Origin of the sequence: Tenacibaculum pelagium, from assembly GCF_014062345.1 — a bacterium.
Classification (GTDB): domain Bacteria; phylum Bacteroidota; class Bacteroidia; order Flavobacteriales; family Flavobacteriaceae; genus Polaribacter; species Polaribacter pelagius.
The window spans coordinates 642,597-662,542 of sequence record NZ_JACGLS010000001.1 but is presented as its reverse complement, the minus strand read 5'-3'; the positions used below and the strand labels follow the sequence as shown (position 1 = coordinate 662,542).

The window sequence follows — 19,946 nt, the reverse complement described above, 5'->3', positions numbered from 1 at the left end:
TAGAAAGAAATGTTTGAAGTGAACAGCAACAAAATGAATGACGAGAGAACTGAGGAAATAGGAGAGAACCACATCGGTACATCGGCTAAAACGCCATTACGTGCTGACGCGTTCGATATTTCTGACAAAGAAAAAATAGAAAGGATTCAAGATAGCGTAAAAGATATCTTAGAAACTTTAGGAATGGATTTAACAGACGATAGTATGCAAGGGACACCAAAGCGTGTTGCAAAAGCTTTTGTTAATGAAATTTTTATGGGGTTAGATCCTAAAAATATGCCAAAGGCATCAACATTCGATAATAATTACAATTATGGTGAAATGTTGGTTGAAAAGAATATTGTAGTGTATTCTACCTGCGAGCATCATTTATTGCCAATTATTGGTCGTGCACACGTAGCGTATATTTCTAACGGAAAAGTAATCGGTTTATCTAAAATGAATCGTATTGTAGAGTATTTTTCAAAAAGACCACAAGTACAAGAGCGTTTAACAATGCAAGTTGTACAAGCAATGCAAGAAGCATTAGGTACTGAAGATGTAGCGTGTGTTATCGATGCAAAGCATTTATGTGTTAATTCTCGTGGAATTAAAGATATTGAGAGTTCTACAGTAACAGCAGAGTTTGGTGGGAAATTTAAAAACAAAGAAACAAAGCGTGAGTTTTTAGATTACCTAAAAATGGATACGGATTTTGATTAATGATAGTCAATCATTTAAAATATCAAAAGTCGGTTTACTACAGTAAATCGACTTTTTTTATAAATTAATTGAAAGAAAATGAATGTTTTAACGATTATTAAAAAATTTGGCATTACATTTGCAACTCAATAAACGTTGTTGGCACTTAAGCAAGCAACATATAATTTTTTATAATGAATAAAGGTACTGTAAAATTCTTCAACGAATCAAAAGGATTTGGATTTATCACAGAAGAAGGATCAAACAAAGAACATTTCGTACATGTTTCAGGATTAATCGACGAAGTTCGTGAGAACGACGAAGTTGAATTCGAGTTACAAGAAGGAAGAAAAGGATTAAACGCTGTTAACGTAAGAGTATTATAATATATATTATTACCAGAGTAAACTTTTTAATGAGAAGCCTATCAAATTTTGATAGGCTTTCTTATTTTTAAGAATTAAATATTTTAGAATGAAAGACGGTAGAAATAGAAAAGATGTTACCATAGGTAGTGAGGTAGAAGTTGTTCAGAAAAATCATCAAAGAACAGGAGAGCTTACTTCTGGTGTTGTAAGTAGGTTGCTTACAAAATCATCAAACCACCCCCACGGAATTAAAGTGCAATTAGAGTCAGGAATTGTAGGAAGGGTTAAAAAGATAAAAGAGAATTAAAGTAAATTAATTCTCTTTATTTTGTTTTAGCTTGTTTATTCCATCTGCTAAAAACCATCCAGCAAATAACCCACGAACTATTAAAAAGATGTACTTGTTTTCAGTATTAAAATTAAAAAGTATTCGGTAGCTTTCATGATCTTTAAAAAACTGTAAAAAAGTACCAACGATAATTAAAGTACCAATAGTTATGTATATATAGGGTAGTGCTTTTTTCATTAATGAATAGGGATTTTAATAGTATATTCTTTCCTACTTTTATTATTTAATTTGGTTTCTCTTAACCATGGATTTACCAACTTTAAATCCTTATAAGTTATTCCGTAATGTTTTGCAAAGTTGGCTATGTTAGTAATTGCAGTGTCTAACTTAACATCGTAAGTTGTTGGATGAGTATACAGATCATCTTGATCATATACAAAACCATATTTTTTTGGGTTAGACATAACTTCTTTTAAAGCCAAAATTCTAAATACATACCTTCCGGTTTCAGTGTTTAAAAGTAAGTCGTAATAATCATCAACTTGTTGTTGTTTCATACGTTGAGATATTCTCCCATTACCTGCATTATAAGCAGCAGCAGCCAGAGTCCAAGACCCTAATTTTTCTTTAGCTTTTTTTAAATATTCTGCAGCAACTCTAGTTGATTTTTCTAAATTATAACGTTCGTCTACATTTCTGTTAACTTCTAATCCGTATTCACGACCAGTAGCGGGCATAAAATGCCAATAACCAGCCGCTCCTTTTGATGACGGTATATTTATTAGTGCACTTTCGGCAACACATAAATATTTAAAATCGTCCGGTAAACCATACTTTTCTAAAAGAGGTTCGATAATAGGGAAAAATTTGTTTGCTCTTTTTATTAATAGTAAACCATTTGATTGCCAATAGGTGTTTACTAATAATTCGCGGTCCATACGTTCTTTAATGTCTGCTCTTTCTAGCGGAACACGTTCTCCTGCTAATTCCATATAACTAGGAATTTTAACCGCTTTTATTTCGTAGCTCTCGGCAACGTTTTTAATTTGTGGTTCGTTAGATTGACTAATAGTATTGGTAAATAACACAGCAACAAAAACAATTGTTGTTAAAGATAAGAAGCGTATTGATTTATTCATTTTCTTTTATTTTTTTTGATGAGATTACGTAAAATGTTAATCATTCAAAAAGCATTCCTTTTCTAAAATTTTAGAAATAGTTTTTGCTTTATTTAAAATCATAACATGCGTTCCGTTTTTTACCTCAATATGTTTTTTAATATGTTTAACAGGAAAAACTTCATCTTTATTTCCATGTATATGAACTACATTTGGTAACGGTTCTTTTTGTTGCCAATGCAATACATTATAAATAGCCCATTGTAAATACTGTTTATCTCTTATAGATAAGTACAGTTTATAGAATTCAGCTCTTTTCTTTAAATAATCATTAAAGAAATAATGTTCATAGCTTTCTATATTCGCTATTATTTTTGAGGGGAAAAGCTTATAAACTCCAGTTAATTGAGCTATTTTTAAGCGTTTAGGTAATTCTTTATTGGTTTTTATACTTGAAATGATAATTACTTTTTTGCAATCAATAAGTTTACTCATTTCTTGTGCCATAACACCACCAAAAGAAACACCAACTAAGATAGGGTTTTTATGCTGAATATTAGCACACATTCTTTGTGCATATTTTTGAATATTTTCATTTATAGATGTTGGTAATAACCAATCTAAAAAATGAAGTTCAAAATGTTCTTCAGGTAAAGAGATGTACTCAAATATTTTTGTGTTAGCGGCTAAACCAGGAACAAAATACACATGAGTAGTTTTTTTCTTCATTACTCAAGGAATTTTTGATCTAATAAAATACCCTCTATATATTCATGTACATTAATTAACTCGTCTGGAATGTCTTTCCATAAACGAATTTTAATTTGTTTTCCGTTATGTGTTATAAATGTACTTGGTAAATCTGTAATTCTAGGATCGTCATATGCTTTTTTAAATTCTGAAAAATCTTTTTCAGATAGCATATCATTAATTTTTTTTAGTTGTTTTTCTGTAAGTTTAAACTTGTGCTTCCCTGTTTTTAAAACGTATTGTATTCCGTTGTAAATAACATTACCTTCTTTATCTATAGAAACATCATAAACATCACAATCACCAAAACAAGGTGTTTTTTTAATAGAAATCAACCTGTTTTCGTAGTCTTTTTTTATGTTGTTAATTGTAAGTATCTGATTTTTCTCTACTGATTTGAAAGTGCCAGATTCTCCAAGACGCTTAACCCAAAAATCAACTTTTTCTTTAGGTACTGTGATTAAAGCAATTTTTAAATCATCTTGATCAAAAATTAACTTGTTCCAGTCAAGACCACTATTTGTAATTAAAGCTTTAACATCTTCTACTTTTTCTGGATTATTTAAAACAAGAATTAACTCATTATTGATAACTACTTCTGGAGTTTTTTCTTCCACTTCAATAACAGTCTCTTTTTCTGTAGTTGTATTTTCTTTGTCCTTTTTTGGAGCTGCGCAAGCTAGTGTTAAAGCAAAAAAAGATAATAGTAAATATCTCATAGTATTTTTTTGATGGGTTTTATAGCTATGACAATTTAAGCAATAACTTCTGTATTAACAAAGTCAAAACGAACTAATCCATCTTCATCAATTTCAGTTAAAGTAACAGTATGTAAAGTGTTTACTAATTCAGGATTCCAAGGAGCTTTTACTTTTACATAGTTTTGAGTAAATCCATGGATATATCCTTCTTTGTTTTCACTTTCAAACAGCACCATTAAAGTATTTCCTATTTGAGTTTCGTAAAATGCTCTTCGTTTTTTTACTGATAATCCACGTAACATTTTGCTACGTTTTGCACGTGTTTTTTTAGGAACCACACCATCCATATGTACAGCTTCGGTGTTTGGTCTTTCAGAATAAGTGAAAACATGTAAATACGAAATGTCCATTTCGTTTAAGTAGTTGTAGGTTTCTAAGAAAAGTTCATCCGTTTCTCCTGGAAAACCAACAATAACATCTACACCAATACAAGCGTTTGGCATTACTTCTTTAATTTTTGTAACTCTATCAGTATATGTTTTTGTTAAATAACGACGCTTCATTTTCTTTAGTAATTCATCACTACCTGATTGCAGTGGAATATGAAAATGAGGCACAAAAGTTTCAGAATTAGAAACAAAATCTATAGTTTCATCTTTTAATAAATTCGGCTCGATAGACGAAATTCGTAAACGATGAATTCCTTCAACTTTATCAAGCTCTTTTACCAGCTCTAAAAAAGTATGTTCATGTTTTTTATTGCCAAATTCTCCTTTACCATAATCACCAATATTAACTCCGGTTAAAACAATTTCTTTAATTCCTTTTTCAGAAATTTCTTTAGCATTTTTTAATACATTTTCTAAAGTGTCAGAACGAGAAATTCCACGAGCTAAAGGAATAGTGCAATAGGTACATTTATAATCACAACCATCTTGTACTTTTAAGAAAGCACGGGTACGATCGCCAATAGAATAAGCGCCAACATAAGAATCTGCTTCTTCAATTTCACATGAATGCACTTCACCAACTTCATTTTTAGTTAAGTCGTTTATATAACTGGTAACATTAAATTTTTCGGTAGCACCTAATACCAAATCCACTCCATCAACAGCAGCTAGTTCTTCAGGTTTCAACTGTGCATAACAACCAACACCAATAACAAAAGCCTCTTCATTTTTCTTTAAAGCAGATTTTACAATAGATTTAAAACGCTTGTCGGCATTATCGGTCACCGAACATGTATTGATTACGTATACATCTGCTTTTTCTTCAAACTCAACACGGTCAAAACCTTCATTCACAAAATTCCTTGCAATGGTAGAAGTTTCAGAAAAATTTAATTTACATCCTAAAGTGTAAAAAGCTACTTTTTTATCTGCATTCATTCCTGTACATTTATAGTTTGCAAAAATACAATATTGAAAATGATTTTTGAAACGAAAAGATTACAAGTTAGAAAGCTTCAAATAGCTGATTTAAAATCTTTTTACGAATTAGAAAGTAACCCAAATGTATTGAAATATGCTACTGGCGAACCAAAGAACTTAAAAGAAAGTGAAGAGGATTTATTGCAGTTAATCAAACGTTATGATAATCCAGATAATGATTTTTGGATTTATACCATTGAACGTAAGAAAGATAATGTATTTGTAGGGACCGTAGCTTTGATAAAAGATGAAGAAGGAAATGATGAAATCGGTTACCGTTTTATAGAGCAATTTTGGGGAAACGGATACGCTACTGAAATATGTGAAGGGTTGATTGATTATTGTAAATCAATCGGAATGGAGAAAATTATAGGTTGTGTTGTAGACGTGAATGTAGCATCTGCTAAAATATTAAAGCGTTTTAATTTTGAAGAAATCGAAAAATTTGTGAGCGAAGACATTGGTTTACCAGAAACAAAATACGAATTAATTTTATGATAACAGATAAATTTAAACTGCCCTATTATGCTGTAATTTTCACATCTTTATTTACAGATGAAACTGAAGGCTATAATGAGTCAGCACAACAAATGGTTACTTTAGCCAAAGAGGAAGAAGGGTTTTTAGGAATAGAATCGGTAAGAGAAGAAATAGGAATAACTGTTTCTTATTGGAACAGTTTAGAAGCTATAATAAATTGGAAGAATAATGTAGAGCATACGGTGATTCGCGAAAAAGGGAGAGCTACATGGTATAAAAAATACCAAGTGAGAATCTGTAAAGTTGAACGTGAATATGGATTTGAGAAAAAGTAATAGGTAAATGTACGCAGCAATATCAAAAGTCTTATCTAAGTTTTTTAAACAGAGCACAATTTTTAAATACGGATTTAATATTTCACCGATGTATCGTAGGTCTACTGGACGAATTGTTGAAGTGTCAGAAGATTTGTTAAAAGCTAGAGTGAAGATTCCTATTAGTTATAAAAACAAGAACTATGTAGGTTCTATTTTTGGAGGCAGCTTGTTTTCAGCAACCGATCCTGTTTTTATGATTCAATTAATGAATATTTTAGGAAATGATTATGTTGTATGGGATAAAAGTGCTGAAATTAAATTTAAAAGGCCTGCTAAAGAAAACTCTTATGTAGATTTTGTTTTTTCTGAAAATGAGATTCAACAAATTAAAGAAAGAGTAGAAGAAGAAAAAGAAATCGATTTACAAAAGGAAATTAAAATTACCAATAAAGATGCTTCAACGGTATATGCAGAAGTGTCTAAAATCATATACATTGCAGATAAAAGCTATTATAAAAATAAGAGAAAGAAGAAATAAGTTTCTAATACTATTAATACTTTTAGTAAGTGTTTTTTCTTGTGCTAAAAAAGAAAGTAGGTTTTCTAAAACTGAAGTTTTTCGATATAATGAGCACTCTAATATTACATCATTAGATCCTGCTTTTGCTAAAGATCAACGTAATATTTGGGTAGTTAACCAATTATATAACGGTTTGGTTCAATTAGATGATAGTTTGAATGTACAACCTGATATTGCTAAAAGTTGGGATATTTCGGAAGATGGAAAAACGTATCAGTTTATTTTAAGAAATGATGTGCAGTTTCATAAGCATGGCTTATTTGGAAAGGATTCTACAAGAAAAGTAAGTGCAAATGATTTTGAATACTCTTTTAATAGATTATTAGACAAAAACGTAGCTTCTCCTGGAGGTTGGGTTTTGCAAAATGTAAAAGATTTTAAAGCAGAAAATGATTCAGTTTTTACAATTAATTTAAAACAACCGTTTCCACCTTTTTTAGGGTTACTTGCAATGAAGTATTGTTCAGTAGTTCCAAAAGAAGCAGTTGATTATTTCGGAAATACATTTAGAGCTAATCCAATTGGTACAGGACCTTTTCAATTCAAGTTATGGGTAGAAAATACGAAACTGGTATTGCGTAAAAATCCTTTTTTTTATGAGAAAGATATTAAAGGAAACCAATTGCCTTACTTGGAAGCAGTAGCAGTTACTTTTTTACCAGATAAGCAAAGTGAATTTTTGCAATTTATCCAAGGCAATCTTGATTTTATGAAAAGTTTAGATGCTTCTTATAAAGATGATATTTTAAATACCAATGGAACCTTAAAAGAAAAGTATGTAGATAAGATTACAATGCAAACAGGAGCTTATTTAAATACAGAATATTTAGGGATATATTTAGATGGAGAAGAGAAAACATCAACAAAATCTAAATTGATACGAGAAGCAATTAATTACGGGTTTGATCGTGAAAAGATGATTAAGTTTCTTAGAAACGGAATTGGTACACCAGCAACAAGTGGATTTATACCTAAAGGGTTACCATCGTTTAATAATCAAAAAGGGTATTCTTACCAGCCAGAAAAGGCTAAAAAACTTGTAGATCAGTATAAGAAAGAAACAGGAGATACTTCACCACAAATAACGATTACTACCAATAGTAATTATCTAGATTTATGCGAGTTTATTCAAAGGGAATTGCAAAATATAGGTTTAGAAACGAAGGTAGATGTTATTCCGCCATCAACATTACGTCAAGGAAAAGCAAGCGGAAAATTACCAATTTTTAGAGCAAGCTGGATTGCCGATTACCCAGATGCTGAAAATTATGTGTCACTTTTTTACAGTAAAAACTTTACTCCTAACGGACCGAACTACACTCATTTTAAGAATGATAAGTTTGATGAATTGTATGAATTATCTATTAAAGAAATAGACCTATTGAAACGTCAAAAACTATATCAACAAATGGATAGTATAATCATCAATGAAGCTCCTATTGTTCCTTTGTATTATGACGAAGTAATTCGTTTTTCTCAAAAAAACGTTCAAGGTTTGGGGATTAACCCAATTGATTTATTGAATTTGAAAAGAGTTAAAAAAGAAACAGCTTATTAATAAGCTATTTCTTTTCTTACTTTAATCGTCATCAATTATAGTTAGTGTATGTTTAGTATGCCCACTACCTATTATACCACCTCCAGTTATTTCAATTATTTCAAATATTAAGGCTTTATTACCATCCTTAGAATTATTATTTGGAGCATCTACTCTAATTTCCCCACCATTTTGACCTTTTTGAAAATCTAAAGATATTATGTTATTCGAATCAGGTTTAGGGTACATAGTGTAATGTGTTTCGTATACAGCATCAGTGGTTAGTTTTACTTTTATTGTTCCTGCATTTGGTGCTCCAAGGTCAGATCGAATGATAACACTGGTATTCCTTTCTTGTGGTAGTTCTTCTAAAGATTCGGCCTCATTTAGAAAATTCATTTCTACAGGACTTTCATTATCTCTTAGTGCTATTGTGAAATTGGATGAAGTTCCGTGTAAATCTGGATGTGGTCCAATTTTTAGCCCACCAGAAGCCGAAATTAAAGAGAATTTAATTTCTTTATGTCCATCAACTTCTTGATCATCTAGGATTTCAAAGTCTAGTTTAATAGTTTGTTGTCCAGGAGCTATGTTAAATGTAATTTTATTATCAATTATATTCTCATTTAATTTATAATCAATACCTTCTGTAGCATTTGTTTCAATTTTAACAACTAATTGAGAATCAATCAATGTTTGTTCATTGAAATTAATGATAACCTCAGGAGGAGATATACCAGTGTTCCTATAATTTTCATAGCCCATAGCATTTGAGTCTAAAAAAAAAGCATTTCTAGTTGTATTTATATTGTTCACTTTTATACTGTGAGAGGTTTTATTACCTAGTTTAATACCTCCTTTAGCTGAATTTAAAGTAGCAATAAGTGTTACATCATGATTTTTATTGTTGTTTACTATTGGTATTATCTTAAAATTATATCTTTCTGTAGCTTCTGGAAAAGCAACTTTAATCGTACCGTTTACAGCTTCTGGCTTAGTTTTATAATCAATTCCATACTCTGCATCTCCACTAAAACTAATATTAACACTTCCTAATGTTTTTACCCTAGCATTTGTTTTAATTTCTATTTCTTTACCTATGTGATTATCTTCATTAAGAGTTGTAGGGTTAGAAGAAGTGAATTCAACTGCAACAGCATTGTCTACAATTTCTGAACTATCTGAACTAGAACAGGAATTAAGAATTGAAAAAACTAATAATATAGGTAATACAAAAGTGCTTGATTTTTTCATGAATTTTATTGTAGATTAATTTAATATTATGATTTTAAAGGTGTGTTTTAATTAAAAAACTAACTCTTTAACTTTTTGTTTAATAGCAGCTTTAATATCTTTTGGGTAACTTCTTTTACCATGAAAAACATCAGCCATGGCTTCGCTAAAACGTTGACCGTATTTTTTTAATAAAATATTTCGTATTGTTTTTTGTTCATAAAACCATTTAGATAGCCATAAACCTGTTGTAATTTCAGGAATAAGGTTTTCTTCTAGTTTTTCAATATATAATTTTTTAGCTAACTCAGAGTTTTTATTACTTTCAATAATGGATTCAGCAGCAAATTTACCGCTATAAATTGCATTAGAAATACCTTCTGCGGTAATAGGGTCAGCAAAACCAGCAGCATCACCAATTAAAAACACATTGTTTTTTACAAAGCCATCTGTACGTGGTGCAACAGGTATTTGAAATCCGTGTTGAGATTCATTAACTACATTGGTAATACCCAATGTTTCCATGTATTCTTTGTAAAATTTTTTCAAATTAATTTTTGTTCTTCTGGCGGAAGCAACACCAATAGATAAGTGATTTTTCTTAGGAAAGCTCCAAGCATAACCATAAGGTATGGCATCAATATCAAAACGAACTTCTTTAGATAAGCGTTCAAAATCTTCTTCTGTCACTTCTACTTCATATTCTAAAGCAGGAATCAATTTTCGAGTATCTTCTTTCCATCCAGCCATTTTTGCTGTAGGGCTTAAAGCTCCATCTGCAGCAATTACAAAATCAGCACTAAGGCTTCCTTGAGAAGTTTCTAAGATGATTAAGTCATCATTAAAATCTAAACTTTTTAATTTGTGATTTTGTAATAGAGTAGCTCCAAAATCTTTAGCTTTTTCAGTAATTAAATTATCAAAAGAATCACGCATTATCATAGATATTGTTGGTTCTTCTCTAATAGTTTTAAAATGTAATTTATCTCCTAAATAAATATCTACAGTATGAAATTCTTTTTCTACAACATTAGTAATATCAAAAGGCAAATCTTTTCGTCCTCTATACACAAAGCCTCCACCGCAAGTTTTATAACGTGGTAAAGTTTCTTTTTCTATAATAACTGTTGAGATTCCTTTTTTAGCTAAATGAAATGCGGTAGAAGCTCCTGAAGGACCGCTACCTATTACCGCAACATCATAATGTTTCATAAATGATAAGTTTGATTATTGATAAAAATACATTTTTTATTAAACTAATTAATAAACCTACCAATTTAATCTTGTCATAATCGGGTAGTGATCAGATAACTTAATATTACTATAAGTTTTATATTGATTAACTATGGCGTTAGGGTCAGTTAAAATAAAATCAATACGCATCGGATACGGATATCTAAAAGATTTTCCTAAGCCAATTCCACTTTCAATAAAAGTATCTTTATTGTTGTTTGCTAATTTTTTATATACCCAAGAGTAAGCAGTGTTGTTAAAATCACCACAGATAATTTTTTTTCCTTTCCAAGAATATTGATGTTGTAATATCAATTCGGTTTGGTCTACTTGTTTAACAAAGCCATTTGCTAAACGCTTAAACAAACGTTCAGAATCTTTTTCACCAAAGTTTTCTTTTTTAGGATTTATTTTCAAAGATTCCAAATGCACATTATAAACGCGAATGGTGTCATTACCTTTAAGAACATCAACAAATATGGTGTTATTAGCACTGTTTTTAAAATTTAAAGAGCCTGAGTTTATAATTGGGTGTTTCGAATAAATAGCCAATCCAAATTGATTGGTTTTCGATTTTGTTTTAATGTACTTATACGGAAGTTTTATGTCTAGTAATTCAGATTGATAAAATTCCTGCATGGCAATTATATCTGGATTTTCATTATTAATGAATTCATATATTTTTTGTTCTGTAGTAATATCATCTTCATGTTTATAATGATTAAACAAACGAACATTGTAACTCATCACTTTTAAATCATTATTTAAAATAACTTCTTTTTTAGAGAATTTAATAAGAGGTGGAGCAACAAACCAACCGATGACTAATATAAATAAAGAGAGTAAGGCGTTTTTATGAAGTTTAATTAGCCAATACACAAAAAAGCCAATGTTTACTAACACTAATAGCGGAACGAATAAACTAAAAATAGCAAAGGCAGGTATTATTTTGGGTGATATATACGGAAGTACAAAAGACAATAACAAAACAGTTGCGAAAACTGAATTGATAAAAAATATAAGCTTTTGTACAATCGAATATTTCTTCATCTATTTTTTACCCTGTTTAAATAAAAACTCTTTTTCTTCTTTAGTTAGTGTGTCGTAACCAGATTTTCCAATCTTGTCTAAAATATGATCTATTTCTTGTTGGGTTTTACTTTTACTAACTGTTTTTTTTGAGGGTTTGTTACCTGATTTATAAACTGTTTTTAAAGGCTTTTCTTTTCTCTTGAACAAGTCTTTAATAGGTTCGAAAATTTCTAATTTTTTATTAATTGCACTTCTCACATACAAAAAACCAAATATTGCACCACCGATGTGAGCTAAATGTCCACCAGCATTTCCAGCAGGAATTTGAATAACATCAATTGCAATCCAAATGCAAGCTAATACCCAGAGTTTAACAAAACCTACTAAGGGGAATTTTAATTCGTAATTAGGAATATAAGTTGCAATACCAATAAAGATCGCAGAAATACCTGCGGATGCTCCTAATAATACACTATTGTCAGCAACGCGTTGTAATGCAGGAAAAAAATTGTAGCTAGCGATAAAAATAATTCCTCCAAAAAAAGTTCCGAGTAAATAAAAATTCAATAATTGTTTTGAGGTAAAATATTGTTTAAATAAATGACCTATATAAAATAAAGCTATTAAATTTAGTAGTATATGTAAAAAACTAGTGTGTAAAAAACCATAGGTTATGATAGTCCAAGGTTTCGATAAAAAGTCATTAAAATTCGCAGGTAAGGCAAACCATTCGACTAATAAATTGCTTTTTGATTGAAATAAAAAACCAAAAGTATTCGTAATAAAAACCAATAAAAACACTGCTAAATTTGCGTAGATAAGTTGCTCTACAATTCCAGCGTTTTTGAACCGATATTTTAAGTTTTGTAATACTTCCATAACTTTTCTTTTTCTAAAAAGGAATTACTATTTACTAAATTAACGAAATTTAAATTGATTTTTTTTCCAATACCATGCAATTATAAAACCTATAATAGCTCCACCGATATGTGCAAAATGTGCAATATTTCCGATTGAATATTTTGTAACTCCAAAGAAGAAATCTCCAGCAATCATTAAAGGAATAAAGTATTTTGCAGCAATAGGAACTGGGAAAAAGATTAAAGCTAATTTAGCATTCGGGAACATTAATCCAAATGCAACTAAAACACCATATATTGCACCAGAAGCACCTACAGCAGGGGTGTGATATAAGCTGTAAAACTCACTCATGGTTTGGTTAGACAAAGTAATTAAGCTTTCGTTGTACTGCCCTGAACTTAAAATGTTTTGTATTTCAGAAGAAGATACTCCCATTGAGATTAATTGCTCGTAAATCCCATTAAATTGGTAATAGTTTACCAATGTGTAAATTAACCCAGCGCCAATACCAGCAGAAAAATAGAAAAACAAGAATTTATTTCTACCCCACATTTGTTCTAAAGGTGTACCAAAAGCCCATAAAGCATACATGTTAAAAAGTAAATGTGCAGGTCCGCCATGCATAAACATATGCGTAATATATTGCCAAACACCAAAATGTTCGTTTGTAGGGTAATGTAAAGCAAAGATGTTTGTTAAATCTAAATTTAACAACTGAGGAGCAAAATACATAATCACGTTAATGATTATTAAATGCTTTATAGCGTCAGTTAATTTTGGCATAATTTACTTTTATTTGTTAAAAATGGAATCAATTTCGTTTAATGTCAATGTTTTAAACGTAGCTTTTCCAAATGGTGATGTGTTAGGTTCTTTACAAGAAAACAAATCATTTACTAAATTTTCTTGTTCTTTAACTGATAGTACGGTTCCGGTTTTTATTGCTAACGATTTAGCAAAAGACTTCGCCATTACATCAAAATGACTAAAGCTAGCGTCGGGTACCTCTAGTTTAATATCATCTAATAACTGCTCTAATACCAAAGTTATTTTACTCTCGGTTATAGAAGTTGGTATTCCGCCTATAATTACACTTTCTTTTGTAAACTGATCAAACATAAAACCAGCACTTTCTAAATCTGATTTTATGGTGTAAATCATCTCAATATCAGCAGAAGAGAAAGAAATACTTACTGGGAATAGTAACTGCTGGCTACTCGCTTCTTTTATTGTAATGTTCTCTAAAAACTCTTCATACAAAACACGTTGATGTGCTAATGATTGATTGATTAAAACAACACCCGATTTTATAGAACTTAACAAGTATTTTTTTTGAATTTGAAACGTTTTACCCGTTTCAGTTTCTTGTTGCGTTTCAAAAAGTTGCTCTTGTTGTATCGAAGGAGTGGTTTCTATATTTGTATATAAAGCTTCCCAATTACCAGTGCCTTTCTTAAAGTTAGATTGATAAGTGTTAGATCCGCTTTTTGGTGTTGAACTCGTTTCAGGTTTATAGTCTGTTTCTGTTTTAAAAGGATTAAATGTAGGATCTACAGTAATCGGCGGTACAGAAGATGAACCATTTTTTTTATTGTAATTGTATGGCGTATCTAACGTTGCGTCTCTATCAAAATCTAAAATAGGAGCGACATTGTATTGCCCTAAACTATGTTTAACAGTAGCTCTTAAAATGGCATATAAAGCTTTTTCGTTATCAAACTTTATTTCTGTTTTTGTAGGGTGAATGTTAATGTCGATACTATTCGGAGGCACTTCTAAATACAAAAAGTACGAAGGATGTGATCCGTGTTCTAATAAACCTTCAAAAGCATTTACAACAGCATGGTTTAAATAAGAGCTTTTAATAAAGCGGTTATTTACAAAGAAGAATTGTTCACCACGTTTCTTTTTTGCAAATTCTGGTTTAGCAACAAATCCGTTTACAGTAATAATATCAGTTTGTTCAGAAATAGGAACTAATTTCTCGTTCATTTTAGCTCCGAAAACAGCTACAATCCTTTTACGTAGATTGCTCTTTTTTAAATGATAAACTTCATTGTTGTTATGATGTAGTAAAAATGAAATATCTGGATGTGCTAAAGCCACACGTTGAAATTCATCAACGATATGACGTGTTTCAATTGTATCAGATTTTAAAAAATTACGACGCGCAGGAATGTTGTAAAATAAATTTTTAACAGCAATACTAGTCCCTTTAGCTGTCGAAACAGTTTCTTGAGAAACTACTTTACTTCCTTCTATTTTTATTTGAGAACCAAGTTCTTCGTTTTCTTGTTTGGTTTTTAATTCAACATGGGCAATCGCTGCTATCGATGCTAAAGCTTCACCACGAAAACCTTTGGTGTTTAAATTAAATAAATCTTGAGCATCTTTAATTTTAGAGGTAGCATGACGTTCAAAACTTAAACGAGCATCAGTTACACTCATTCCCTTACCATCGTCAATTACCTGGATTAAAGTTTTACCAGCATCTTTTAATAAAAGTTTGATAGAAGTAGCGCCAGCGTCAATCGAATTTTCAATTAATTCTTTAACTACTGAAGCAGGACGTTGTACAACTTCTCCTGCAGCAATTTGATTCGCAACATGATCAGGAAGTAACTGTATAATATCTGACATTAGTTGTTTTTTGATAAAAAGATTGAAAGGTCGAAATCGATAATGAATAAAAATAATAATACTAAAACAGCAATTATAATAAGGATTGTTTTATTAACCCCTCCATTTTCAGAATTTTTAAATTCATCAATAGCAGCTACAAATTTACCTTTTAAGCCTTTGTTTCTTCCTACTGTCGTACGATATTCATCGAATTTATGTTTTACTTCATACGGGTTTCCTTCGCCTTTATAATAGCGAGGTTTGTACTCGAACTTTTTTACTTCTTTCTTGAAAAATCCCATAAAATAGTGCTTCTTTTGAATGCTATAGTGCAACAAAAATCGCACCAAATTAAGATGAATTTCAAAGTTACTGAATTATCAAGAGGCGGTCAAAAATTATCGCTAAATTAAAGTTAAAAAAAGCGCCAAAACAGTCATTGTTTTGGCGCTTTTTTTAATAGTTGTATAATTAAAGTTTAAAACCCTAATGTATTTGAAGGCTTGTCTAAATTTTTAATAGCTGCCATTTTTATTGCCGCTACTGCACATTCAATACCTTTATTTCCTAATTTTCCACCAGAACGATCTATCGATTGTTGTTTAATATTATCTGTTAATACACAAAAAATTACAGGAACATCATACTTAATGTTTAAGTCTACAATACCTTGCGTAACACCATCACAAACAAAATCGAAATGTTTGGTTTCTCCTTGAATTACATTTCCTATGGCAATAACAGCATCTACTTTTTGAGTTTCAACCATTTTTTTGCAACCATATACTAGTTCGAAACTACCAGGAACATCCCAAGAAACAATATTACTTTCTTCGGCTCCACAATCTAAAAGTGTTTCAATAGCACCTTTGTGCATGTTACCTGTAATATCAGGATTCCATTCTGAAACAACAATCCCAAATCGAAAAGGTTTCGCATTTGGGATTGAAGCTTTATCGTAGTAAGATAAATTTGTTGTAGCCATTATTGAGCATATTTTGCGCTATTGATATATTTTTCAATATCTCTACCTTGATCGGTATTAGCGTATTTTTCTTTAATGGTAGTGTATAATTTTTCAGCAGTACTATACTTCTTTAATTCCATTGCAGTTTGTGCTGCTTTGAATAAAAATAAAGGAGATGTAAAGTCGTTATCTTTCTTGTTAGCTGCTTTTTCGTAGTACTCTAAAGCATCTTCTGGTTGGTTAATATCTGCGAAAGCATCACCAATAGCACCTAAAGCTGTAGGTCCTAATAATTCATCATCTGAATTAAAATCACTTAAATGCTCGATAGCTTGTTCGTACTTCTTCATTTTTAAATAAGAAATACCAGCGTAATAGTTTGCTAAGTTTCCTGCTTTAGTACCGCTAAATTGAGAAGCGATATCAACAAAACCGTATTTTCCATCACCACCTTCTAAACCTAAAGTATATAAAGAATCAGCAGCAACACCTGCAGATGTAGCAGCTTTATCGAAAAATGATCTTGGATATGCTAATTCGTTAGAAGCTTCTCTTTGAGTTGGCTCTGCAACGAATTTGTTGTAAGCTAAGTACGCTAAAATTAAAGCAGCGATAGTTACCAATCCGTAAAATAATGGTTTGCTGTTTTTCTCAATCCATTGTTCAGATTTGTTTGCAGTGTCGTCTAAAGTATTAAATACTTCAGCGGTAGTACTTTGAGTTTCGTCAAAAGTTTCTTCTACCTCTTTTGCAACCTTTTCTTTCTTAGGTTTGTAACCTCTTTTCTTGTATGTAGCCATAATTGCTTAAAAATTAGTGGCGACAAAAATAGTTTTTTTAATTGGATTTTAAAAGCCGATTATTAGTAAAATTTTCGATATTTTGCGCTTTCTTTTCCGAAATAATTTTCATTCATGTATTTGCAAAAAATATCACTGGTAAATTTTAAGAATATCGAAACACAATCTTTTGATTTTCAAAAGAAAATTAACTGTTTCGTAGGTAATAACGGAATTGGAAAAACCAATGTGTTAGATGCAATTTACTATTTGTCGTTTGCAAAAAGTTACTTTAATTCGATTGCTGGACAGAATATTCGTCATGGTCAGGAGTTTTTTATGATTGAAGGAGATTACCTTTTAAATGATAGAAATGAGAAAATTGTTTGTTCTTTAAAAAGAGGGCAAAAAAAGGTGTTAAAGCGCAATGGAAAAGCTTATGAGAAATTTTCTGAACATATAGGTCAGTTGCCTTTAGTAATTATATCTCCAGCGGATAGAGATTTAATTGTTGAAGGGAGTGATACAAGACGAAAGTTTATTGATGGAGTAATTTCTCAACAAGATAAAAAGTATTTACAAGGATTAATTTCGTATAATAAGATTGTAAGTCAGCGAAATGCATTGTTAAAATATTTTGCAGCGAATAGAACTTTTGATGCATTAAATTTAAAAGTGTATGACGAGCAATTAGTAGAATATGGTAGCGTTATTTATAATAAGCGTAAGGCTTTTTTAGAAGAGTTTGTGCCTATTTTTAATGAGAAGCATCAAATTATTTCTGGAGCTAAAGAAGAAGTTAATCTACGTTATAAAAGTCAACTTCATGATGTTTCTTTTGAAACTCTATTGGCGAATAGTATTGAGAAGGATAGAATGTTGCAATACACATCGTCTGGGGTTCATAAAGATGATTTGAATTTTGAAATAGGAGAATACCCTATTAAAAAGTTTGGATCTCAAGGGCAGCAGAAATCATATTTAATTGCATTGAAGTTGGCACAGTTTGAGTTTATTAAAAAGCAATCGAATGTAACTCCGATTTTATTATTAGATGATATTTTTGATAAACTAGACGAGAATCGTGTTTCGCAAATTGTAGATTTGGTGAATAATGATGAGTTTGGACAAATCTTCATCACTGATACTCATTTTGAGCGTACAGAAAATGTGATAAAAAAGAGTAACCAAGAATATCAAATTTTTAAGTTAGATTAAAAAATGGCAAAAAGAGAAAACGACAGTTTTTCAATTAAAGATTTATTAGGAAGCTACATAAAAGAAGGTGGTTTAAATAAAGGGTTTCAGAAAATTCATATAGAAGAGGCTTGGGAAAAAATGATGGGTCCAGGAGTCGTTTCTTACACACAAGAGGTTGAAATACAAAATAAAACACTAATTGTTCGTTTATCTTCTTCGGCCCTAAGAGAACAGTTAAGTTATGGTAAAGAAAAAATTATACGAATGATTAACGAAGAAATGGGTGAGGAGTTGGTGAAGAAGCTGATGTTGGTGTAGTTTTAAAAGTGGTTAATAATATTTCAATGAAGGTCTTGTATAGTCTTCATTTATAGGTTTTAAGTTTTTTTGATTAAGCACTGACGCTCGCAATTCCATGTGAATTCGGACGTAGTCGAATCCACCGTAATTGCGGTTATACATTGTTGCCTGTTGGCTTTTTGTTTCTATAGTTATTAATCTAGGTCTATTTTAAATTAGAATCAAAATCATTCCATTTGTCTATGTTTATTTCATAAAACATCCCAAATGGTTTTTCTTTTAGGGTTAATATGATATAACATTCATTTTTATTATAGCCGCAATTTTTATAATCTTGATAATAGTAATTTTTTGTTTGAAAAATTTCCCCTCTGAATTTGTACGATAGACTTGCGTTTTTTCCAGATGATACATGTGTTACGAGACATTTTTCTTTAATTATTATTTCGTTTTCAAAATCATAATATTTAATAAAAGCATTGAATAAAATTATCAAGCCAAAGGATAGAGGTATTGAAGAAATCATAATTGCGAGCAGATATAATAAAATTGATTTTATTTCTAAAAACCATTTTGTTCCTCTAAGATAATAAATCCAAGCAAAGTTTGATATTATAAATATAATAGAACCAGAGAAGTAATAAATGAAATCGGGTGTGTTCTTTAATTTTGAAACATCTATTAAAAATAAACAAATTATTATTAAAGGAATTGTACCCCAAATATTATTAGCTTTTGATTTTTTTTTCATGGAATAGCTTTAAGCTTAAAGGTAACTTATTTTAGGAATATGAATCCGTTTTAATGACTAATATTCAACGTTGGCGAAATTATTAGAAATAAGCTCAAGTATCAAATTAAATTTAAAAACAAAAAAAACTCATTACAGTTTACGTAATGAGTTTTATATTTATAATAGTCTAACTTCTTAAAGCGAAGCGGTCTAGTATCTAGTGTCTAAAAATTAAAACATTTCTCTACCAGAAAAATGGAAAGCACCTTCGATAGCAGCATTTTCATCAGAATCAGAACCGTGAACAGCATTTTCTCCGATTGAAGTAGCAAACATTTTACGAATAGTTCCTTCAGCAGCTTCAGCTGGGTTCGTAGCACCAATTAAAGTTCTAAAATCTTCAACAGCATTGTCTTTTTCTAAGATTGCAGAAATGATTGGTCCGCGAGTCATAAACTCAACTAATTCACCAAAGAAAGGACGCTCGCTGTGTACAGCATAAAAAGCTTCAGCATCACGCTTAGTCATTTGAGTTTTCTTCATTGCTACGATTCTAAAACCTGCAGCGTTAATTTTTTCTAAAATAGCACCAGTGTGTCCGTTTTCAACACCATCTGGTTTAATCATTGTAAAAGTTCTATTTGTTGCCATTATTAATGTAATTAATATCTGTAATAAATAATTTTAATTTTATTGTCTACACAGACTATGTGTAAATCGGCGCGAAATTACATA

25 protein-coding genes are annotated in these 19,946 nt (G+C 30.6%); 9 read left to right on the top strand and 16 right to left on the bottom strand.

Annotation, left to right across the window (positions count from 1 at the left end; translation table 11 throughout):
• Positions 1–9: 9 nt before the first annotated feature.
• From folE to H3Z83_RS03120, 3 genes are all read left to right on the top strand, one after another.
• Positions 10–702, top strand: a complete 693-nt coding sequence (gene folE, locus H3Z83_RS03130) for a GTP cyclohydrolase I FolE (RefSeq protein WP_182124016.1) — start codon at positions 10–12, stop codon at positions 700–702.
• A 173-nt stretch (positions 703–875) separates the two neighbouring features.
• A complete protein-coding gene (locus H3Z83_RS03125) occupies positions 876–1,067 on the top strand; it encodes a cold-shock protein (RefSeq protein ID WP_182124015.1) in 192 nt (63 codons plus the stop codon).
• A gap of 88 nt (positions 1,068–1,155) precedes the next feature.
• On the top strand, positions 1,156–1,356 hold the full coding sequence (locus tag H3Z83_RS03120) for a YwbE family protein (RefSeq protein WP_182124014.1): 201 nt from the start codon (positions 1,156–1,158) through the stop codon (positions 1,354–1,356).
• A 6-nt stretch (positions 1,357–1,362) separates the two neighbouring features.
• On the opposite strand, the gene H3Z83_RS03115 is transcribed toward H3Z83_RS03120, so the two are convergent.
• The 5 genes from H3Z83_RS03115 to mtaB are packed head-to-tail and all read right to left on the bottom strand — an operon-like array spanning position 1,363 to position 5,295.
• Positions 1,363–1,575, bottom strand: a complete 213-nt coding sequence (locus H3Z83_RS03115) for a hypothetical protein (RefSeq protein WP_182124013.1) — start codon at positions 1,573–1,575, stop codon at positions 1,363–1,365.
• Positions 1,575–2,477 carry a lytic transglycosylase domain-containing protein gene (locus tag H3Z83_RS03110; RefSeq protein ID WP_182124012.1) on the bottom strand — a complete coding sequence of 301 codons (903 nt, stop codon included), beginning with the start codon at positions 2,475–2,477 and terminating at the stop codon, positions 1,575–1,577. Before H3Z83_RS03110 ends, H3Z83_RS03115 begins: the two co-directional genes overlap by 1 nt.
• A gap of 36 nt (positions 2,478–2,513) precedes the next feature.
• Positions 2,514–3,185: a YqiA/YcfP family alpha/beta fold hydrolase gene (locus H3Z83_RS03105; protein WP_182124011.1), complete on the bottom strand. Its 672-nt coding sequence runs from the start codon at positions 3,183–3,185 to the stop codon at positions 2,514–2,516.
• Complete coding sequence (locus tag H3Z83_RS03100; RefSeq protein WP_182124010.1) at positions 3,185–3,925, bottom strand: DUF6438 domain-containing protein; 741 nt, start codon at positions 3,923–3,925, stop codon at positions 3,185–3,187. Before H3Z83_RS03100 ends, H3Z83_RS03105 begins: the two co-directional genes overlap by 1 nt.
• A gap of 35 nt (positions 3,926–3,960) precedes the next feature.
• Positions 3,961–5,295 carry a tRNA (N(6)-L-threonylcarbamoyladenosine(37)-C(2))-methylthiotransferase MtaB gene (gene mtaB, locus H3Z83_RS03095; protein ID WP_182124009.1) on the bottom strand — a complete coding sequence of 445 codons (1,335 nt, stop codon included), beginning with the start codon at positions 5,293–5,295 and terminating at the stop codon, positions 3,961–3,963.
• A gap of 39 nt (positions 5,296–5,334) precedes the next feature.
• Between mtaB and H3Z83_RS03090 the strand changes: the two genes are divergently transcribed.
• The 4 genes from H3Z83_RS03090 to H3Z83_RS03075 are packed head-to-tail and all read left to right on the top strand — an operon-like array spanning position 5,335 to position 8,272.
• Positions 5,335–5,835 carry a GNAT family N-acetyltransferase gene (locus H3Z83_RS03090; RefSeq protein ID WP_182124008.1) on the top strand — a complete coding sequence of 167 codons (501 nt, stop codon included), beginning with the start codon at positions 5,335–5,337 and terminating at the stop codon, positions 5,833–5,835.
• On the top strand, positions 5,832–6,152 hold the full coding sequence (locus H3Z83_RS03085) for an antibiotic biosynthesis monooxygenase family protein (RefSeq protein ID WP_182124007.1): 321 nt from the start codon (positions 5,832–5,834) through the stop codon (positions 6,150–6,152). Before H3Z83_RS03090 ends, H3Z83_RS03085 begins: the two co-directional genes overlap by 4 nt.
• A 7-nt stretch (positions 6,153–6,159) precedes the next feature.
• On the top strand, positions 6,160–6,672 hold the full coding sequence (locus H3Z83_RS03080; RefSeq protein WP_182124006.1) for a DUF4442 domain-containing protein: 513 nt from the start codon (positions 6,160–6,162) through the stop codon (positions 6,670–6,672).
• Positions 6,629–8,272: an ABC transporter substrate-binding protein gene (locus H3Z83_RS03075; protein WP_246337451.1), complete on the top strand. Its 1,644-nt coding sequence runs from the start codon at positions 6,629–6,631 to the stop codon at positions 8,270–8,272. Before H3Z83_RS03080 ends, H3Z83_RS03075 begins: the two co-directional genes overlap by 44 nt.
• Before the next feature lie 21 nt (positions 8,273–8,293).
• Here H3Z83_RS03075 and H3Z83_RS03070 read toward each other — a convergent pair whose 3' ends face one another.
• From H3Z83_RS03070 to H3Z83_RS03030, 9 genes are all read right to left on the bottom strand, one after another.
• Entirely contained in the window at positions 8,294–9,505 is a 1,212-nt protein-coding gene (locus H3Z83_RS03070) for a hypothetical protein (RefSeq protein ID WP_182124004.1), read from the bottom strand.
• 51 nt (positions 9,506–9,556) lie between these two features.
• Positions 9,557–10,696: a geranylgeranyl reductase family protein gene (locus H3Z83_RS03065; RefSeq protein WP_182124003.1), complete on the bottom strand. Its 1,140-nt coding sequence runs from the start codon at positions 10,694–10,696 to the stop codon at positions 9,557–9,559.
• Positions 10,697–10,753: 57 nt separating this feature from the next.
• On the bottom strand, positions 10,754–11,767 hold the full coding sequence (locus H3Z83_RS03060) for an endonuclease/exonuclease/phosphatase family protein (protein WP_182124002.1): 1,014 nt from the start codon (positions 11,765–11,767) through the stop codon (positions 10,754–10,756).
• The gene (locus H3Z83_RS03055; RefSeq protein ID WP_182124001.1) at positions 11,768–12,628 is read right to left on the bottom strand and encodes a rhomboid family intramembrane serine protease; all 861 of its coding nucleotides are present in this window, start codon (positions 12,626–12,628) and stop codon (positions 11,768–11,770) included. It lies immediately after the preceding gene.
• 39 nt (positions 12,629–12,667) lie between these two features.
• A complete protein-coding gene (locus H3Z83_RS03050) occupies positions 12,668–13,393 on the bottom strand; it encodes a rhomboid family intramembrane serine protease (protein ID WP_182124000.1) in 726 nt (241 codons plus the stop codon).
• Positions 13,394–13,402: 9 nt separating this feature from the next.
• Positions 13,403–15,250, bottom strand: coding sequence for a DNA mismatch repair endonuclease MutL (mutL, locus tag H3Z83_RS03045; RefSeq protein ID WP_182123999.1), 1,848 nt, complete (start codon positions 15,248–15,250; stop codon positions 13,403–13,405).
• Positions 15,250–15,534 carry a riboflavin synthase subunit beta gene (locus H3Z83_RS03040; RefSeq protein WP_182123998.1) on the bottom strand — a complete coding sequence of 95 codons (285 nt, stop codon included), beginning with the start codon at positions 15,532–15,534 and terminating at the stop codon, positions 15,250–15,252. The genes mutL and H3Z83_RS03040 overlap by 1 nt, the downstream gene beginning before the upstream one ends.
• A gap of 176 nt (positions 15,535–15,710) precedes the next feature.
• Positions 15,711–16,217 carry a 6,7-dimethyl-8-ribityllumazine synthase gene (gene ribH, locus H3Z83_RS03035; RefSeq protein ID WP_182123997.1) on the bottom strand — a complete coding sequence of 169 codons (507 nt, stop codon included), beginning with the start codon at positions 16,215–16,217 and terminating at the stop codon, positions 15,711–15,713.
• A complete protein-coding gene (locus tag H3Z83_RS03030) occupies positions 16,217–16,999 on the bottom strand; it encodes a tetratricopeptide repeat protein (RefSeq protein ID WP_182123996.1) in 783 nt (260 codons plus the stop codon). Before H3Z83_RS03030 ends, ribH begins: the two co-directional genes overlap by 1 nt.
• A 114-nt stretch (positions 17,000–17,113) precedes the next feature.
• On the opposite strand from H3Z83_RS03030, the gene recF reads away from it, so the two are divergent.
• Both recF and H3Z83_RS03020 read left to right on the top strand, forming a co-directional pair.
• Positions 17,114–18,196 (top strand): DNA replication/repair protein RecF, encoded by a 1,083-nt coding sequence (gene recF, locus H3Z83_RS03025; protein WP_182123995.1) that lies wholly within the window; start codon positions 17,114–17,116, stop codon positions 18,194–18,196.
• Between the two features lie 3 nt (positions 18,197–18,199).
• A complete protein-coding gene (locus H3Z83_RS03020; protein WP_182123994.1) occupies positions 18,200–18,496 on the top strand; it encodes a DUF721 domain-containing protein in 297 nt (98 codons plus the stop codon).
• Between the two features lie 187 nt (positions 18,497–18,683).
• Here the strand turns inward: H3Z83_RS03020 and H3Z83_RS03015 are convergent, their stop codons facing one another.
• A complete protein-coding gene (locus H3Z83_RS03015; protein WP_182123993.1) occupies positions 18,684–19,229 on the bottom strand; it encodes a hypothetical protein in 546 nt (181 codons plus the stop codon).
• A 213-nt stretch (positions 19,230–19,442) separates the two neighbouring features.
• Positions 19,443–19,862, bottom strand: a complete 420-nt coding sequence (locus tag H3Z83_RS03010) for a nucleoside-diphosphate kinase (RefSeq protein ID WP_182123992.1) — start codon at positions 19,860–19,862, stop codon at positions 19,443–19,445.
• Positions 19,863–19,946: the final 84 nt, after the last annotated feature.

Coding starts and splice junctions, on each gene's coding strand:
- H3Z83_RS03010 (WP_182123992.1), bottom strand. CDS start 19,862: ATGGCAACAAATAGAACTTTTACAATGATTAAACCAGATGGTGTTGAA.
- H3Z83_RS03100 (WP_182124010.1), bottom strand. CDS start 3,925: ATGAGATATTTACTATTATCTTTTTTTGCTTTAACACTAGCTTGCGCA.
- H3Z83_RS03070 (WP_182124004.1), bottom strand. CDS start 9,505: ATGAAAAAATCAAGCACTTTTGTATTACCTATATTATTAGTTTTTTCA.
- H3Z83_RS03015 (WP_182123993.1), bottom strand. CDS start 19,229: ATGAAAAAAAAATCAAAAGCTAATAATATTTGGGGTACAATTCCTTTA.
- recF (WP_182123995.1), top strand. CDS start 17,114: ATGTATTTGCAAAAAATATCACTGGTAAATTTTAAGAATATCGAAACA.
- ribH (WP_182123997.1), bottom strand. CDS start 16,217: ATGGCTACAACAAATTTATCTTACTACGATAAAGCTTCAATCCCAAAT.
- H3Z83_RS03065 (WP_182124003.1), bottom strand. CDS start 10,696: ATGAAACATTATGATGTTGCGGTAATAGGTAGCGGTCCTTCAGGAGCT.
- folE (WP_182124016.1), top strand. CDS start 10: ATGTTTGAAGTGAACAGCAACAAAATGAATGACGAGAGAACTGAGGAA.
- H3Z83_RS03120 (WP_182124014.1), top strand. CDS start 1,156: ATGAAAGACGGTAGAAATAGAAAAGATGTTACCATAGGTAGTGAGGTA.
- H3Z83_RS03125 (WP_182124015.1), top strand. CDS start 876: ATGAATAAAGGTACTGTAAAATTCTTCAACGAATCAAAAGGATTTGGA.
- H3Z83_RS03090 (WP_182124008.1), top strand. CDS start 5,335: ATGATTTTTGAAACGAAAAGATTACAAGTTAGAAAGCTTCAAATAGCT.
- H3Z83_RS03030 (WP_182123996.1), bottom strand. CDS start 16,999: ATGGCTACATACAAGAAAAGAGGTTACAAACCTAAGAAAGAAAAGGTT.
- mutL (WP_182123999.1), bottom strand. CDS start 15,250: ATGTCAGATATTATACAGTTACTTCCTGATCATGTTGCGAATCAAATT.
- H3Z83_RS03105 (WP_182124011.1), bottom strand. CDS start 3,185: ATGAAGAAAAAAACTACTCATGTGTATTTTGTTCCTGGTTTAGCCGCT.
- H3Z83_RS03050 (WP_182124000.1), bottom strand. CDS start 13,393: ATGCCAAAATTAACTGACGCTATAAAGCATTTAATAATCATTAACGTG.
- H3Z83_RS03085 (WP_182124007.1), top strand. CDS start 5,832: ATGATAACAGATAAATTTAAACTGCCCTATTATGCTGTAATTTTCACA.
- H3Z83_RS03055 (WP_182124001.1), bottom strand. CDS start 12,628: ATGGAAGTATTACAAAACTTAAAATATCGGTTCAAAAACGCTGGAATT.
- H3Z83_RS03115 (WP_182124013.1), bottom strand. CDS start 1,575: ATGAAAAAAGCACTACCCTATATATACATAACTATTGGTACTTTAATT.
- H3Z83_RS03040 (WP_182123998.1), bottom strand. CDS start 15,534: ATGGGATTTTTCAAGAAAGAAGTAAAAAAGTTCGAGTACAAACCTCGC.
- mtaB (WP_182124009.1), bottom strand. CDS start 5,295: ATGAATGCAGATAAAAAAGTAGCTTTTTACACTTTAGGATGTAAATTA.
- H3Z83_RS03020 (WP_182123994.1), top strand. CDS start 18,200: ATGGCAAAAAGAGAAAACGACAGTTTTTCAATTAAAGATTTATTAGGA.
- H3Z83_RS03080 (WP_182124006.1), top strand. CDS start 6,160: ATGTACGCAGCAATATCAAAAGTCTTATCTAAGTTTTTTAAACAGAGC.
- H3Z83_RS03060 (WP_182124002.1), bottom strand. CDS start 11,767: ATGAAGAAATATTCGATTGTACAAAAGCTTATATTTTTTATCAATTCA.
- H3Z83_RS03110 (WP_182124012.1), bottom strand. CDS start 2,477: ATGAATAAATCAATACGCTTCTTATCTTTAACAACAATTGTTTTTGTT.